This is a genomic window from Borrelia miyamotoi (assembly GCF_019668505.1).
GTDB classification, from domain to species: domain Bacteria; phylum Spirochaetota; class Spirochaetia; order Borreliales; family Borreliaceae; genus Borrelia; species Borrelia miyamotoi.
The window spans coordinates 753,973-770,862 of the sequence record NZ_AP024371.1 but is presented as its reverse complement, the minus strand read 5'-3'; the positions used below and the strand labels follow the sequence as shown (position 1 = coordinate 770,862).

Annotated in this window: 13 protein-coding genes; 6 read left to right on the top strand and 7 right to left on the bottom strand. The window is 29.5% G+C overall.

Annotation, left to right across the window (positions count from 1 at the left end):
* Nucleotides 1-343: 343 nt before the first annotated feature.
* The 5 genes from K5Q05_RS03635 to K5Q05_RS03615 all read left to right on the top strand — a co-directional run bounded on the left by K5Q05_RS03635 (nucleotide 344) and on the right by K5Q05_RS03615 (nucleotide 7,867).
* Nucleotides 344-3,058, top strand: a complete 2,715-nt coding sequence (locus K5Q05_RS03635; RefSeq protein WP_044003317.1) for a penicillin-binding protein 1A — start codon at nucleotides 344-346, stop codon at nucleotides 3,056-3,058.
* A 4-nt stretch (nucleotides 3,059-3,062) separates the two neighbouring features.
* Nucleotides 3,063-3,452 carry a ParB N-terminal domain-containing protein gene (locus K5Q05_RS03630; RefSeq protein ID WP_025443487.1) on the top strand — a complete coding sequence of 130 codons (390 nt, stop codon included), beginning with the start codon at nucleotides 3,063-3,065 and terminating at the stop codon, nucleotides 3,450-3,452.
* Nucleotides 3,453-3,480: 28 nt separating this feature from the next.
* The gene (locus tag K5Q05_RS03625) at nucleotides 3,481-5,061 is read left to right on the top strand and encodes a glucose-6-phosphate isomerase (RefSeq protein ID WP_025443488.1); all 1,581 of its coding nucleotides are present in this window, start codon (nucleotides 3,481-3,483) and stop codon (nucleotides 5,059-5,061) included.
* A gap of 77 nt (nucleotides 5,062-5,138) precedes the next feature.
* Nucleotides 5,139-6,527: an L-cystine transporter gene (locus K5Q05_RS03620; RefSeq protein ID WP_025443489.1), complete on the top strand. Its 1,389-nt coding sequence runs from the start codon at nucleotides 5,139-5,141 to the stop codon at nucleotides 6,525-6,527.
* A gap of 8 nt (nucleotides 6,528-6,535) precedes the next feature.
* Nucleotides 6,536-7,867, top strand: coding sequence for a CoA-disulfide reductase (locus K5Q05_RS03615; protein WP_025443490.1), 1,332 nt, complete (start codon nucleotides 6,536-6,538; stop codon nucleotides 7,865-7,867).
* Nucleotides 7,868-7,886: 19 nt separating this feature from the next.
* Here K5Q05_RS03615 and K5Q05_RS03610 read toward each other — a convergent pair whose 3' ends face one another.
* Genes K5Q05_RS03610 through K5Q05_RS03595 form a run of 4 tightly spaced genes read right to left on the bottom strand, consistent with a single transcriptional unit; the run spans nucleotide 7,887 to nucleotide 12,389 of the window.
* Complete coding sequence (locus tag K5Q05_RS03610; protein WP_051480302.1) at nucleotides 7,887-9,248, bottom strand: ATP-dependent 6-phosphofructokinase; 1,362 nt, start codon at nucleotides 9,246-9,248, stop codon at nucleotides 7,887-7,889.
* A 38-nt stretch (nucleotides 9,249-9,286) separates the two neighbouring features.
* Entirely contained in the window at nucleotides 9,287-10,258 is a 972-nt protein-coding gene (locus K5Q05_RS03605) for a MinD/ParA family protein (protein ID WP_025443492.1), read from the bottom strand.
* 13 nt (nucleotides 10,259-10,271) lie between these two features.
* Complete coding sequence (locus tag K5Q05_RS03600) at nucleotides 10,272-11,054, bottom strand: potassium channel family protein (protein WP_025443493.1); 783 nt, start codon at nucleotides 11,052-11,054, stop codon at nucleotides 10,272-10,274.
* A gap of 6 nt (nucleotides 11,055-11,060) precedes the next feature.
* Complete coding sequence (locus K5Q05_RS03595; protein ID WP_025443494.1) at nucleotides 11,061-12,389, bottom strand: TrkH family potassium uptake protein; 1,329 nt, start codon at nucleotides 12,387-12,389, stop codon at nucleotides 11,061-11,063.
* A gap of 79 nt (nucleotides 12,390-12,468) precedes the next feature.
* Between K5Q05_RS03595 and cyaB the strand changes: the two genes are divergently transcribed.
* Nucleotides 12,469-12,993, top strand: coding sequence for a class IV adenylate cyclase (cyaB, locus tag K5Q05_RS03590; RefSeq protein WP_025443495.1), 525 nt, complete (start codon nucleotides 12,469-12,471; stop codon nucleotides 12,991-12,993).
* On the opposite strand, the gene K5Q05_RS03585 is transcribed toward cyaB, so the two are convergent.
* Genes K5Q05_RS03585 through thrS form a run of 3 tightly spaced genes read right to left on the bottom strand, consistent with a single transcriptional unit; the run spans nucleotide 12,970 to nucleotide 16,781 of the window.
* Nucleotides 12,970-14,415 carry a hypothetical protein gene (locus K5Q05_RS03585; RefSeq protein WP_044003319.1) on the bottom strand — a complete coding sequence of 482 codons (1,446 nt, stop codon included), beginning with the start codon at nucleotides 14,413-14,415 and terminating at the stop codon, nucleotides 12,970-12,972. The two genes, cyaB and K5Q05_RS03585, sit on opposite strands and share 24 nt — an antisense overlap.
* On the bottom strand, nucleotides 14,405-15,028 hold the full coding sequence (pgsA, locus tag K5Q05_RS03580; protein WP_025443497.1) for a CDP-diacylglycerol--glycerol-3-phosphate 3-phosphatidyltransferase: 624 nt from the start codon (nucleotides 15,026-15,028) through the stop codon (nucleotides 14,405-14,407). The genes K5Q05_RS03585 and pgsA overlap by 11 nt, the downstream gene beginning before the upstream one ends.
* A gap of 1 nt (nucleotide 15,029) precedes the next feature.
* Nucleotides 15,030-16,781 (bottom strand): threonine--tRNA ligase, encoded by a 1,752-nt coding sequence (gene thrS, locus K5Q05_RS03575; protein WP_025443498.1) that lies wholly within the window; start codon nucleotides 16,779-16,781, stop codon nucleotides 15,030-15,032.
* Between the last annotated feature and the right edge of the window lie 109 nt (nucleotides 16,782-16,890).

Here is a 16,890-nt window from a genome sequence, read left to right as displayed (position 1 = left end):
CAATAGTTCTCAATTTATTCAACATAGATACACAAAAATGAAATTTACACCCAAAGAAAAACAAAATATCAAACCAATTGAATAAATAAAATCTTAACAAAATCTTAACAAAAGAGAAGTCCTTACTTAAATCACCTAACTACATGTAATTTTCACTCAAACATATATAGAACATATATAGAGAAGCAAGTATTTAACCCATATTGCATTCTTTATAAATCTGAATTATAAATCTTCATTAATAAACATAAAAAGAAATTATAACAATACTTTTTTTAATAAAAACTAAATAAAAATATCAATTCTATCACCTTTATAGTATAATTACTTGGAAGGATATAATTTGAAAAACCTTATCTTTAGTAAAAAGGATAACATACTCATTTATTTAACGTATTTTGCTATTAGCTCTGCTATTATTTTACTCTCAATTGCAATAGTTGAAACTATAAACATCCAAAGAGACAAAAAATTTGGTGACATAAACCCAGCTATACCATCAAAGCTTTTTGACACCAATGGAAAGGTCATAACACAATTTATATCTGATGAGAATAGAGAGCTGCTATCTTTAAGAGAAATGCCTGATAACTTAATAAACACTCTCTTAATACGCGAAGATCTTAGTTTTTACTTTCACAGGGGTTTCTCATTCATGGGAATCCTCAGAGCTGCTCTTAACATTGCTCTTGGAAGATATTTTTCAGGAGGAAGCACTTTAACACAACAATTAGCAAAACTTCTTTATACCAATCAAGAAAGACGATCGATATTAAGAAAACTAAATGAAATTTGGTGGGCAATCCAACTTGAAAAGAAATTATCAAAATATGAAATACTTGAGAAATATCTAAATAAAGTCTATTTTGGGAATGGAAATTATGGAGTAGTAGCAGCCTCAAAATTCTTTTTCAACAAAAGCGTTAAAAATATTAACACTGCAGAAGCTGTTTTAATGATCATACAGCTGCCAAATGCAAAACTCTATTCGCCATTTTACAATCCAGAATTTGCTAAAAAAATACAAAGGACGGTATTAAATCAAGTAGTATCCAATGGAATAATAAGTCCTGAACTAGCTGAGATAGAGTTTAACCAGTACTGGCAAAACTACGATTGGACTCGTATGGCAGACACATCGGCTATTTCTGATAAAGAAGATCATGCACCTTATTTCTCAGAATACATAAGACAAAGAATAGTTAAACATCTTCCAGCAGGAGCAAACATATACAAAGACGGATACTCAATATACACAACACTTGACCTTGATGCACAAAAATATGCAGATGAAGTTACACAAGAAATGATTACAAAAACGAGAAAAATGTATAACTCTACTAAATTATCTGAAACATTAGTAATTAATTCAGAAATAGTTCCTGTAATTGATACAATATCCGATTTGCTTGGTATAAGAAACACAAGAGTTAACGGCAAACAATATAAAAAACTACGAACAAAAAAATTTTATGAAGATAACATTGATTTAATTGCAAGTTTTGCAGCAATATTAGGAATTGATAAAATAGACAAAGCAACAAAAGAACACACAATGAACAATAAAACAAATCCAAATTTAACCGTACAACCAGAAGGTGCATTCATAGCAATAGACACTACAACAGGGGCAATAAAAGCAATGGTTGGAGGAAGTGGATACAGAAAGGGAAGCGAATTTAATAGAGCAACCCAAGCAAAAATACAACCCGGCAGTTCATTTAAAGCCTTATACTTTTCAGCTGCAATTGACCTGAAAAAAATCACAGCTGCAACAATGTTTTCAGATTCTCCAGTGGCCTTTTTAAATCAAGAAGGAGAGATTTATGCACCTGAAAACTATGGAGGAAGATGGAGAGGAAATGTATTAACGCGTAAAGTACTAGCCTTATCCCTAAATATACCAGCTCTTAGAATATTAGATAAATTAGGATTTGAAAACGCAATTAAATATTCTGCTAAATTATTAGGAATAAAAGATCAAAATGAAATAAACAAAACCTTCCCTAAGGTATATCCTCTTGCACTTGGGATAATATCAACATCGCCAATACAAATGGCAAGAGCATTCGCAATTTTAGGAAATAATGGCAAAGAAGTAGAACCATACGGAATAAAATATATTGAAGACAGGAACGGGAAAGTAATAACTAATGTAGAATCTGCAATATTAACGGAAATCAAAAATAAAGGCTCTAATGCACAAATAGTATCTCCTCAAACTGCATATATCATGACAGACATGATGAAATCAACAATCCAATATGGAACTTTAGCAAATCAAAGATATACAAACCTTAAAGACTTCAAATCTGATATTGCAGGAAAATCAGGAACCACTCAAAACTGGTCTGACGGATGGACAATAGGATACTCACCCTACATAACAACAGCTGTTTGGGTTGGCTTTGACAAAAAGGGATACTCGCTAGGAATAGCTGGAACGGGAACAAGTATTGCCGGTCCTATATGGGGCAAATTTATGGCAGAATACCATAAAAATTTACCTAAAAAAGTCTTTATAAGACCCAAAGGAATAGTCAATGTGACAATACAATCAGAAACAGGACTACTACCAGAAGGAGTACCAAACGAAACAACAATAAACGAAATATTCATCCCAGGAACTCAGCCATTTGAAAAATCAAAATACTATGAAAATAAATCTGAATTTTTAAATAAAATGGAATTTAATATTTATGGAATAGATAAAATCAATGATAATGATGAGCTAAATATTGAAACTAACGAATTTGAATATCTCATGGATGATTTTGACAAATTAAATGAAATAAAAAACAAAATAGAACCTGAAAATGAGGTCGATGAATTCAAAAATAACAGTGCAAAAAATGAGTACAATAAAGGAAATCTAAATCATGACACTCCAAACACAATGACAGATAATAATAATATTAATGACACAAAAATAGATAAAAAAAGTTATACAGAAATTAAAGAAAAGGAATCTGAAGATAACACAAAAATTAAAAAAAACTCTCCCACTAATGAAAATGAACATAAAGATGTAAATGGGGAAAATATTCAATTGGATTAATAAAATGTTAATAGATTTAGAACAAATAAGGATTAAAAGACGAATCAGACAAAATATAGGAGATACTACAACTCTTAAAGAGAGCATCAAAAAGCATGGCTTAATTTATCCAATAATAATAGACAAAAACAAAAATCTAATAGCAGGCTTCAGAAGATATCAGGTCTTAAAAGAACTTGGATACAAGGAAGTCGAAGTCAAAGTAATCCCCATAGAAAATAAAAAAACTTTACTTGAAATTGAACTTGATGAAAATAATATTAGAAAATCATTCACAAAAAGTGAATCAGAGGCAGGAGAAAATCAATTAAAAAATTATTCGAGAAACAGTATAATAAGATTTTTAAAATTTATTATACTTAAAATAAAAAAAATCTTTAAAATAAAATTATGAATATGGAAAAATTATTGGAGGATTCTTTATGCTTAAATACAAAGATCTTAATAAGCTCAAAAGTTTTCAAGAATTAAGACAAACCAATCCAGAAGAACTAAAAAAAGCTTTAAAGGGAAATAGAATAAAAGAATATGATATTAAAATAGAAGGACATAAAGTACATTATAATTATGCTACAAAACAAATTAATGAGAACCATCTAAAAATATTTCAAAATTTAAGTGACGAAGCAAATCTAATAGAAAAATATAAAGAAATAATTAATGGAAATAACATTAACATCAGCGAAAATAGAAAAGTTCTACACCATTTGACAAGAGGTCAACTTGGAACAGAAGTCATAGAAAATAATGAAAATATGAGAAAATTTTTTCAGAGCGAACTTGAAAGAATTTTTAAATTTGCAAAACAAGTTCAAAACGGTTCTATTAAGAGTATAAGTGGAAAAATCTTCAAAAATGTGGTACAAATTGGAATTGGTGGTTCGAGTCTTGGTCCCAAAGCACTATATACTACAATCAAAAATTATGCAAATAAGAAAAATTTACATCTAATGAAAGCATATTTCATTTCAAATGTTGACCCAGATGAAGCAGAAGAAATCTTAAATGCAATAAATCTTCAGGAAACATTGTTTATTATAGTATCAAAAAGCGGGAACACTCTAGAGACAGAATCTAACATGCAATTCTTAATTAAAAAATTAGAAGATAATGGTATCAACGAATATAAAAAGCAAATCATAATCATCACCTCAAAGGGAAGTGTGCTGGCCCTTGAAAAGGGGTATCTTGAATACTTTTTTATGCATGATTCAATTGGTGGAAGATTTTCACCAACATCAGCTGTTGGTCTTGTCCTAATTACTCTTTGTTTCACAGAAAACACTACAAAAGAAATCTTAAAAGGGGCTCATGAAGTCGATAAAAAAGCACTAAACAAAAACGTAAAGGAAAATGCCCCTCTCCTAGCAGCACTAATTAGTGTATATGAAAGTAACATTCTTAACTACAGCAGTAACTGTATTATCGCATATTCAAAAGCAATGGAAAATTTTTATCTTCATTTACAGCAACTTGAAATGGAAAGCAATGGGAAAAGTGTAAACAGATTTGGAGAAAAAATTAATTATAAAACAGTAAGAATAATTTGGGGGGGGATTGGAACAGATGTTCAACACTCATTCTTTCAAATGCTTCATCAAGGAACAGAGATAGTGCCAATGGATTTAATAGGATTTAGTGAATCACAACTAAAAAAAGATATAACTATAGAAAGAATATCAAATAACAACAAATTAAAAGCAAATCTCATAGCTCAAATAATTGCATTCTCTAATGGCAAAGAAGATACAAACAAAAACAAAAACTTTGAAGGCGAGAGACCTTCCGCATTAATATATTCAAAAGAACTTACACCCTATACAGTGGGCGCAATACTGTCTCACTATGAAAACAAGGTAATGTTTGAAGGATTTTTACTTAACATAAATTCATTTGACCAAGAAGGCGTTCAACTTGGTAAAACAATTGCAAAGAAAATTCTAAAGAACAATGAAGCAAAAGATGAAATAATAGAATCTTATGAAAGATTGCTTCAATTATAAAATTGATTTATAAGTAACTTAACAAGAATATGATTAAAAATATATGCCAAAATAAAACTTATGAATAAGAGGTAAAAATGGATACAACAATAATGTATATACTATTAAATATCACAATCATGATTACACTAATAGGACTTCTATACTTCCTATACAAAAAACAAATCTCATTTACAAAAAGACTATTAATAGCTTTAGTCTTAGGAATAGTCTTTGGGTTGACTATGAAATATTTCTATGAATCAAAGCCAACCATAATAAAAGAAACTATGAAATGGATTAATATCATAGGTATAGGGTATATAAGATTAATTAAAATGATGGTAATACCACTCATACTTGTCTCAATAATATCTGCAATAGTAAAATTAACAAATAGCCAAGACGTTTGGAAAATGAGCTTATCTGTAATATTTATACTCATATTTACAGCTGGAATTGCTGCAATAATTGGTATTTGTACGTCTCTCTTCTTTAAGTTAACAGCAGAAGGACTCCAATCTGGAACAGATGAGATTATGCAAGGTACAAGATTAAATCAAGGTCTTGAAAGACTACAACAAAATCCAATTACACAAAAATTATCGGAACTTATCCCTGAAAATATATTTGCAGATATGGCAGGAACAAGGCCAAATTCAACAATCGGGATAGTAATATTTGCTGCCTTAGTAGGCATCGTCGCTCTTAGAGTTTCCAAAAAAAAACCAGAATCAATAGAATTTTTTAAAAAAATAATATCTACAGTACAAGATTTAACTTCAGGACTGATAATTTTAATTATCAAGTCAACACCTTATGCTATATTAGCAATGATCACAAAAATATCAGCAACAAGCGATATTTCAAATATCATGAAACTTGGAAAATTTGTGTTTGCTTCTTATGTTGCTATTGGTATCACACTTTTAATGCACATGACATTAATTGCACTTAACAGACTAAATCCAATTACATTTATTAAAAAAGCATGGCCAGTTCTAACATTTGCATTTATATCTCGTTCTAGCACAGCAACAATACCTGTTAATGTAGAAGTACAAACTAAACAATTAGGAGTTAGCGAGGGAATTGCAAATCTATCAAGTGCTTTTGGAGCATCAATTGGACAAAATGGTTGTGCAGCCCTCCATCCTGCCATGCTAGCAATAATGATTGCTCCTACTCAAGGAATAAATCCAACAAATCCTCTATTCATCCTCCAACTTATAGGAATAATAATAATAACCTCATTTGGAGTTGCTGGAGCTGGAGGAGGTGCAACAATAGCTTCTTTAATAGTTCTCTCATCAATGAACCTGCCCGTTGAGCTTGTTGGACTATTAATATCAATTGAACCTTTAATTGACATGGGTAGAACATCTGTTAATGTCAGTGATTCAATGGTTGCAGGCGTAATAACAGCAAAAACTCTTAAACAATTAGACAGAAATATTTATAATAATAAAAATGAAATAGCACAATAAGGGATTCTATGAAAATAATAATTATTGGAGGCACGGCTGCAGGAACCAGTGCTGCTGCAAAAGCAAAGCGAACAAATAAAGAATTAAGCATTACTATTTACGAAAAAACAAACATTACATCTTTTGGAACTTGTGGACTCCCATATTTTATTGGAGGTTTCTTCGATGAACCAAACAATATGATAGCAAGAACATCCTATGAATTTGCACAAAATGGAATATCAGTATTCACTGAACATGAAGTTATTAAAGTAGATACAAAAAACAATACTATTAAAATAAAGAATCTTAAAACAAAACAGATATTCAATGACACTTATGATAAATTAGTAATTGCAACAGGAGCAAATCCTATAATTCCTCCAATTAGCAATATTCAACTAAATAATTTTTATACAGTAAAAAACATGCAAGACGGAAAGGAACTAAGAGCGCTTTTTGAAAAAAAAACCATCAATGATATAGTAATAATCGGAGCTGGATATATTGGAATTGAAATGGTAGAAGCTGCTAAAGCCCTAGGAAAAAACGTAAGAATAATTCAACTAGATAAGCGAATACTAATTGAATCATTTGATAAAGAAATTACTAACATAATGGAAGAAGAACTAAAAAGCAATAATGTTTTAATCCATACAAATGAATTTGCAAAAAGCTTAATAGGTAAAGAAAAGGTTAAAGGGATCATTACAAATAAAGCTGAATATAAAGCAGATCTTATAATTCTTTCTACAGGAGTAAGACCTGCTACTGAATTCTTAGAAGGTCAACTTGAAACACTACCAAATGGTGCAATAATTGTCAATGAATATGGTGAAACCAGTGTAAAAAATATCTTTGCTGCAGGGGATTGTGCTACAATCTATAATATTGTAAGTAAAAAAAATGATTATATACCTCTTGCAACAACAGCTAATAAATTAGGAAAGGTAATCGGAGAAAATTTAGCAGGAAGACGTGTTTCTTTTAAAGGGACATTAGGATCTGCATCAATTAAAGTCTTATCTCTTGAAGCAGCCAGAACTGGTCTTACAGAAAAAGCCGCTTTAAAGCTTGGAATTAAATATCAAACAGTATTTATAAAGGATAAAAACCATACAAATTATTATCCAAATCAAGAAGATTTGTATATTAAATTAATATACAATGAAAAAACAAAAGAAATCATTGGAGCACAAATAATTGGAAAAAATGGAGCTGCAATAAGAATGCATGCACTATCTTTAGCAATTTATTCAAGACTTACAACAAAGGAACTTGGAATGATGGATTTTTCATATTCTCCACCATTCTCAAAAACTTGGGATGCATTAAATGTTGCAGGTAATGCAGCAAAATAACTAATTAAGTTTTATTATTTTAGTTCTTCATACTAAACGGCTGCCCAGTACTTGCAAGAACATCTCGCCAGAAAGAACCATTTATATTCACTTTATTTCTGGCAATTACTGCCATCTTTATTGGTATATGCACAAACTTTGTACTCCACAAGCTAATTAATAACTTTGTCTTCCCTGCCATAGCCGCATGAACAGCATTTGAACCAAGACGAGCACAATAAAGAGAATCACTAGCATTAGCCGGTGAACTTCTAATAATATAACTAGGATCAATATACTTAAGAGTGATTGGAATATTCTTTGACTCAAAATATGCCTTAATCTTAGCTTTAATATAAAGTCCAATATCCTCATAAAGCAAGTTACCAGAATCATCTCTTTGGCGATTATTAAAATCAAAATATTTTTGCCCTGCTCCCTCAGCTATTAAGATTACTGCGTGAGGTATTTCATCCAAATTCCCCTTTGACAAAAGTCTTCTTTCAAGATGAGCAAGAAATCCATTAGGACCCTCAATATCAAAGTCTAGTTCTGGTATCAGACAAAAATTAACATCATTAGAAGATAAAGCTGTATAAGCAGCAATAAACCCAGAATCTCTACCCATAACCTTAACAAGACCAATTCCATTATAAGCACTATTTGCCTCAAAATGCGCTCCAGCAACTGCAGCAACTGCTTGTTCTACAGCTGTTTCAAATCCAAAAGATTTCTGAACAAACATAAAATCATTATCTATTGTCTTTGGAATACCTACAACGGCAATCTTCAAATTTCTTCTCTCTATTTCCTCAGCAATTAGAACAGAACCTTTTTGTGTTCCATCCCCACCAATATTAAAGAGCATATTAATTCCCATTCTTTCCAAAGTATCAACTATTTCAATAGGTTTAATTCCCCCTCTTGATGAACCAAGTATTGTACCGCCAAACTGATTAATATCATCTACTATATCAGGATTCAGCTCAACAAAATTTAAATTAGCATTTGGCAACAAACCCTTATATCCTAATTTAACTCCAAAAATATTACGAACCCCATATAATTTCCATAAGGTTCTAACAACTGAACGAATAACATCATTAAACCCTGGACAAAGACCTCCACAAGTAGTGATTGCCGCTTTAACATGCTCTGGAATGAAATAAATCTTACTTCTAGGTCCAGCCTTTTCTAAAAAAATATTTTCAAATTTATCACAAACATCTTCATTTTTATAAATATTAAACCTAATCTTATTAATCTCATCAGCAAAATGAATATGACCCTCATTAGCATAAAAATCAATTAAAGGATTATCTTGTTTACATTCTCCTAAATTTTCGATTTTAAAATCTAAATCTTCAAAACCTAAATTCTTATTTATCAAAAGACCATTCATTAAATTATTCCTCCAAAACAAGTATCATTATCATTCTGCTATCTCCTAATAAATTGACTTTGATCCTTAATCATATCGTATATATCATCATAGATATAAGGCGAACCCTCAACTGGAGACTTAATTAAATTATTTGCAATAAACTCAAAATACTTATTGAGTTTAGAGTTTTTATCAAAATCAGTAAATGGAATTCTATTATTAACAGATTCTCTAAAACTTTTTGCAAATGGAATAAAACCAATAAATTCGACTGGTATATTAATATTATTTTTAACAACGTTTATTAAATTTTCACACATAGCTATTTCTTCACTAGATTCTATTCTATTTAGTACAACCCTAGGATAAAAATTATTCATCATCTTTTTTACCTTAAGCGATGAACTCAAAGATACAGCCTCAATTCCCGTAACCAAATCTTTAAACTTAATGTTTGTACCTTCTATTTTATTTTTAAAAAAATTACTAATATATTCACGCTCAGCGCTCTTTGGAGGAAAAGTTAAATATAAAAGACGATAAAGTGCATTTTTTAAAAAAGAATAAGCATTAAGAATTGAAGGCGTTTCTGGAACAGTAACAATTATACCACTGTAAGCTGCCAAATAAAAATCTACTGTATTATAAGATGTACCTGAGCCCAAATCTATGAAAACAAAATCAGCAACAAGATCTCTTTGAATTGACTCTATGATCTTCTTTTTAATAGAAAAAGGAATATTGGCTGTTCCAGTATAAAGAGCATCCCCTGGGATCAAATAAAGCTTTTTATAAGGTGTTTTAAGAATTAAACTTGAAAAATCTTTTTCACGCTTATTAATAAAAGAACCTATTCCAATACCAACATTCTTCACTCCTAAACATGTATGTAGATTAGAACCACCAAGATCAAGATCAACAAGTATTACAGTTTTGCCTAAACTTGCAAGTTTATAACCAATATTAGCAACAAAAGAGGTTTTGCCAACCCCACCTTTTCCACTTGCAACAGGAATAATCTTAGTCATCTTCAAATTCCTATCAATCATTTCTATTATTTTTATTAAATTTTTTCATAAAATCAAAAAGACCTAAAAATCCTAATCTCTTAGGCTCTACCTTAGAAGAAATATCATCTGGTTTAGAAACCGATATTAAGTCTTTAATCAAATCTTTATTATTTGTAAAACTCTCAATTCTATCGGGTTTACCACAAATCACAATTTTATCATCCTTTAAGAAAAAATAATCTCCATCCACAAATTCATATCTAGAATTGCTTAAATTTCTAACAGCGATAACAGTAATGCCCTTTTCCCTTCTTAAGTCAGCCTCAAGAAGAGTTTTTCCAACATACTCTTTAGGAATAATAGTCTCAGCAACAATAATATCATAACCAACAATACTGTATGTAGAAAGATTAGGAGATACTAATAGTGGGGTCAATCTTCTTGCAGCATCCTTACTTGGAAATATAATTTTCGTAGCACCAAGAGTTTTTAATATCTCAGCATCATCATTATCTTCAGTTTTAACATATATATCTTTAATACCTAAAAGATTACAATAATGAGTAATAAGAGCACTCTTTCCAAGGTCATTATCAAAATCAATAATCACAGCATCAGTATCTATAGGAATAATCTTTTTTAAAGCATTTTTAGTAAATTGATCTAGAACAAAGCTTTCTGTAGAAATAACATCATACTCTTCAACCAACTCTCTTGATGTATCAACAATAATAATCTGACAATCAAGTTTACTCAAATTTTCAAGAACATGTATACCTAGTTTGCTAAGACCAATAATAACAAATGTTTTCATTCTTTCTCACCCTACTAAAATATCTTGTCTTGGTCTTGTAAATTCTTCAAAACGAGATCTTCGTGACCCAAAAATTGCCATAGAAAAAAGCCCTATTCTACCTGCAAACATAGTAAAAATTATAATTACTTTACCTAAAAATGACAAATCCTGTGTAATACCAACTGACAAACCAACAGTACCAAAAGCAGAAAAAATTTCATATCCTAAACCAATAACTCTACACTTACCACCACCCTCAGTAGCAAGAAGAACAAAAAACGCAAAACATAAAATAAAAATAGCTCTTACAAAAAATAAAAGTGCAAATCTTATACTATCAACTGAAACCTTATAAGAACCAATAATATAACCATCACCATTTTGACCATTTTGAGATTTCACTACAGCAAGAACAATTAAAAAGAAAGTGGTAATCTTAATTCCTCCAGCAGTTGAGCCTGGAGCACCACCAATGAACATAAATGGCAACGAAAGCATCTGAGTTTTACTTGTGATAAAAGAATTTTCAAAATAACTAAAACCAGCCGTTCTTGTACTTATTGAATAAAATATCGAATTCAATATGAGAGCTCCAAGTGAATAACCCTCCTCAAGTTTGTGAATCTCTGAGAAAAAAAATACAACTGCACCAAAAACAATTAAAAAAAAGCTAAGTAAAAAAACAATTTTAGCATGAAGAGACAGCTTTTTCCTATATTTAATAGTATTTGTAACATCACGATACACCATAAAGCCAAGTCCCCCACAAACAATTAAAATAGCAACAACAACTATAGCCTCAGGAACATCACGCCAAGCATAAATACTCTCAGAATGCATAGAAAACCCTGCATTACAAAATGCTGAAATTGTAGTAAACAAAGCCTCAAGCAATGAAATCCTAACACCTCGAAGTTTAAAACACAATAATATTAATACTAGCCCAATTAGTTCAATTAAAAAAGTTATAAAAAGTATACTTTTCAAAATCTTAATAGGATTATATTCAATATTTGAAAGAGAATATTGCTTTATTATTCTAGCATCAGTTAAGTTCAATTTACGCTTAGGAATAAGCAAATAAAAAGTCGCAATTGTTATAAAACCAAGACCTCCAAATTGAATCAACAGCATTATGACAATAAACCCAAAAGTAGAAAAATTTTCCATCTTTACAGTAACAAGTCCCGTAATACTAACAGCAGACACAGATGTAAATAAAACATCTATATAATCTAATTTTTCCTCACTATTCCAAGAAATAGGTAATGATAATAACAAAGAGCCCAGTAACATAATAAAAATAAAATAACTAAAAAGAAAAAACCTATCACTAAATTCAAATTTCAACATAAATATATAAGATACCACTACAAAAATGGCAAAATTATAGACCATTGAAATATTACCATAATTTTATTATTTTTAATATATGTTTGAAATTGAATCGAAAGCTTTTATTCCTCCCCAAAAAATTAAGGAAATTTTAAAATTGGCTAATCAAAAATTCAAATTTATCAAAGAAGCAATAAAAGAGGATACTTATTATTTTAATAAAGAAAAAATAATTAGGATAAGAAAACTTAATGATTCAGAAGAAATTGTAACATTTAAAGTTAAATCCTTAGAAAATGAAATAGAAATAAATAAAGAAATCGAATTTAAAGTGGACCATATAAGCAATTTTATATCTTTTTTAAAACAAATGGATTTTAAAATCCTATATAAAAAAATCAAAAAAAGTTTAATTTATAAAAAAAGAAATCTAAACATAGAAATTAATGAAATTGAAAATCTTGGATCTTTTTTAGAAGTAGAAAAAATAATTTATAATAAAAACAAGTTAAGCCTTGCTAAAATAGAAATTTACGAAATAATAAAAGAATTTAAATTACAAAAAAATATTGAAAAAAAATCTTACTTTGAACTCATACTAGCTAATCAAGCTAAAGAATAAAACTTTAAAGTCTAAACTTAGATATGACAATATAAATCCTTCATTTTGATATCTAGCAAGCTGAGGCCTACAAACAAATTTCTTAAAAATTTCAGATTCATTTAGAAAGTACCAATTATCATCTTCAAAATAAAGAATTCTGATATTATTATCATCTTCAAAGGTTAAAAATAAGTCATTTCGATAAATCAAAATATCACTAACCATTCCCTTGATCTTAATATTGGGACTTACATTTTGCCATTTATCACACTTAAAGGTAGATACACTTACAACAGGTCTATCCTTTGTTATACAACTTAGAACAATTGCAGCTTGGTCAGACTTAGAATTAGAAAGAATTTTGACAGAATTTGCCATATTTACAGACTGAATATTTGCATTTGCCCAACTCTTTCCCGTATCAACAATAAACTCAGAATTAACATAATCATTGATTTTATAATTATAAAAAATTCCTAAAAAAGGTTCAGAAATAACACCAATACTTGAAATATTAACATTGGCATTGCCTTTAGAGGTATAAGAATCCATGATATTGTTCCAAACACTACCATACCCTCTATTTGCAACAAAACTTATTTTATATTCACTATCAATTTTTCTTAAATAAGCCACATATAAATTATCTTGCTTATCAATGCTAATACTTACCAAAAATCCAATGTTATCTCTAAACTTAGGACTAATATCAATCCACTTTCGACTATTAAATTTTTTAACTATAAGTTCGCTAAAAAAATCATTAGTATTCTTAGTAGTAAAGGCTACATATAATTCTCCTTTAGAATTAACTGCAAAATCAAAACACGCAATATTAGTAATATTGTCATTAACAGCAGTACTTATATCAAACCAACCAATATTTTCAATAAATGAAGAAACCTTAATATTATCACTATGCTCCATCTGATAAGCAAGATAAATACTACGGTTATAAGTTCTTAAAATATACCTTTTAAGTTTTGAACCCAATTGAAAGCTTGGTAAATCCTTTATTAAAAAAGTTTTATCTTGTTTTTTTATATTAGATGATTTTGCTCTTAAATCATTACCACTTATTATTGACAAATCTAAATCAGTCAAGGTAAAATTAATGCTTACATTCTCAGATGTAACATAGATCACAGCATAAAGAATGTCTTTATTCAATTCAAGCTTGATATCTCTTTTTCTTATCTTATCTGTGATATATTTTTTGTTAAAAACATCATACACCATATAGATAAAATCTGAATCTAGCGAACTATGAAAAGTTAAGATATAGTTAGAAGATTTACTAACTCTTAGATAAACACTCCCCTTCCCACTTTCACTTAAAATATTTAAAGGCTTAATTTCCGTTAATATTTGATCTAACTGAGAATAAGAACGAAAACTAATTAATATCCAAACAAATATAAATAATATATTATTTTTCATACTTGATAAGATCCAAAAATACAAAAACATACTCAATTAAAGATATAATAGTCAAAAATGCAGATATAAAATATATCATTCCAACACAAAAAGAAAAATTGAAATCTAGATTTAAAATTGAACTAATAAAATTCTCAACAAATATACTAATTTTCAATTTATCTAAACTATAAAGAAAAAGACTGGAAAATGTCGCAATAGCATAAAATAATGATTTCAATTTACCTAAAAACTTAGCTTGCTGAACTACATTAAACTGAATAATTAAATTTCTAACAACACCAACAGAAATTTCACGATATATAAAAATTACAAAAAAATAATATGGCGTAATGCCTTTATAAAAGAAAAAAACAAAATAAGTCAAGTGTTGCAACACATCTGCATAAGGATCTAAAATCTTGCCTACATTACTAACCAAACCATATTTTCTGGCAACATATCCATCAATAATATCTGTTACTTCATTAAAAGTAATTAAAACCCAAACTAAGATTAAAAATAAAGAAAGATTCCAAAAATCTTCAAGAAAAAATATAAATAAGATAATAAAAGATAATATAATTCTAAAAAAAGTTATTTTATTTGGACTAATTATACTCTTGAAATTCAATCTATAAAATCTCCTTATTATTGACCTTCAATCTCACAAATTCAAGAGCTTCTTTTAAGGAAAGTCCATTAATCTGATCATTTGCCCTGGTTCTAATCGAAATTTTTTCTTCTGCCACCTCCCTTTCTCCTATTATAAACATATAGGGGACTTTTTGAACTTGACATTGTCTAATTCTTGCGCTCATCCTAGTATTACTATCATCATCAAGTTTTATTCTAATGCCTTCATTTTTAAAACAAGACAATACTTTTAAGGCATACTCTTGTACAATATTGTTCACAGGAATAATTACAACTTGAAGAGGTGCTAACCACACAGGAAATGCTCCGCCATAATGTTCTACCAAAATTCCAAAAAATCTCTCAATAGAACCAAGAAGAGCTCTATGAATTAAAAAGGGTTGCCTTTCCTTGCCATCTTTTGCTATATAAGTCATTTTAAATCTTGAAGGAAGATTAAAATCAAATTGAATTGTACTCATCTGCCACTCTCGACCAAGAGAATCAATGATTTTAAGATCAATTTTAGGTCCATAGAAAGCACCACCTCCTTCATCAACGTTATAAGCAATACTTAGATCAGTTAAAGCTTCCTCTAAAACTCTTACTGACATTTCCCAATCGTCCTTATCTCCCACAGCTTTGTCCGGCTTTGTAGAAATATACGCTCTTAAGTCAGTAAATCCAAATTTATTCCACATATAAAGAGCAAATCTTAAAATCTCTTGAATCTCAGACTTAACTTGCTCATAAGTGCATATAATATGTGCATCATCTTGCGTAAATCCTCTAACACGCATAGTACCATGAAGAGCACCTATCTTTTCATACCGATACACCATACCAAGTTCAGCCCATCTAAATGGCAAATCTCTATAAGAATGCTTTCCAGTATTATAAATTGCAATATGAAATGGACAATTCATAGGTTTAACATAGTAATTATGCTTATCTATCTCCATTCTTTCAAACATACTTTCTTTATAAAAATCTACATGCCCCGAAGTCTCCCAAAGCCAAGATTTACCAACATGAGGCGTAAAAAGTATATCATAACCATTCCTAAAATGTTCTTCTCTCCAAAAATCTTCTATTAAAGCTCTTACCCTAGCACCATTTGGGTGAAAAAATATAAGACCAGGACCTATCTCTTCATGAACAGAAAACAAATCAAGCTCACGCCCAAGTTTTCTATGATCCCTCTTTCTTATCTCTTCTTTTAACCTAAGATATTCTTTTAACTCTTTTTCATTGTTCCATAAAGTTCCATAAATACGAGTAAGCATCTTATTTTTCTCATTGCCACGCCAGTAAGCACCGGCGATATTAGTTAATTTAAACGCTTTTGGATCAATTTTACTCATACTGTCAACATGAGGGCCCTTACAAAGGTCAATAAAATGATGACTTTTATATATCGAAATCTCATCTTTAATATCAAAATCCTGAATTAAATCTATTTTATAAGGCTCATCTTTAAAAAGCACCAAAGCATGCTCTTTAGTTATTACTTCTTTTATAAAAGAACTCCCTGTCTTTAGAATCTCTCTCATCTTTTGTTCTATTAATAAAAGATCATCTTCTGTAATCTGTTTTTCAAAATCAAAATCATAATAGAATCCATTTTTAATTGGAGGCCCTATGGCAATCTTAGTATTTGGAAATAATTCAATCACAGCTTCTGCCATAACATGTGCAATCGAATGTCTTTTATTATAAAGAACACTGCTACTATCTAAGTTTTCACTCATAACAACACCTTACAAATCCTAAGATTTTATATTATATAATTTTATAATAAATTTAAAATTTAACTACAGTCATAGATAAACAAGAAATCTTCTAAATTTATAAATATAA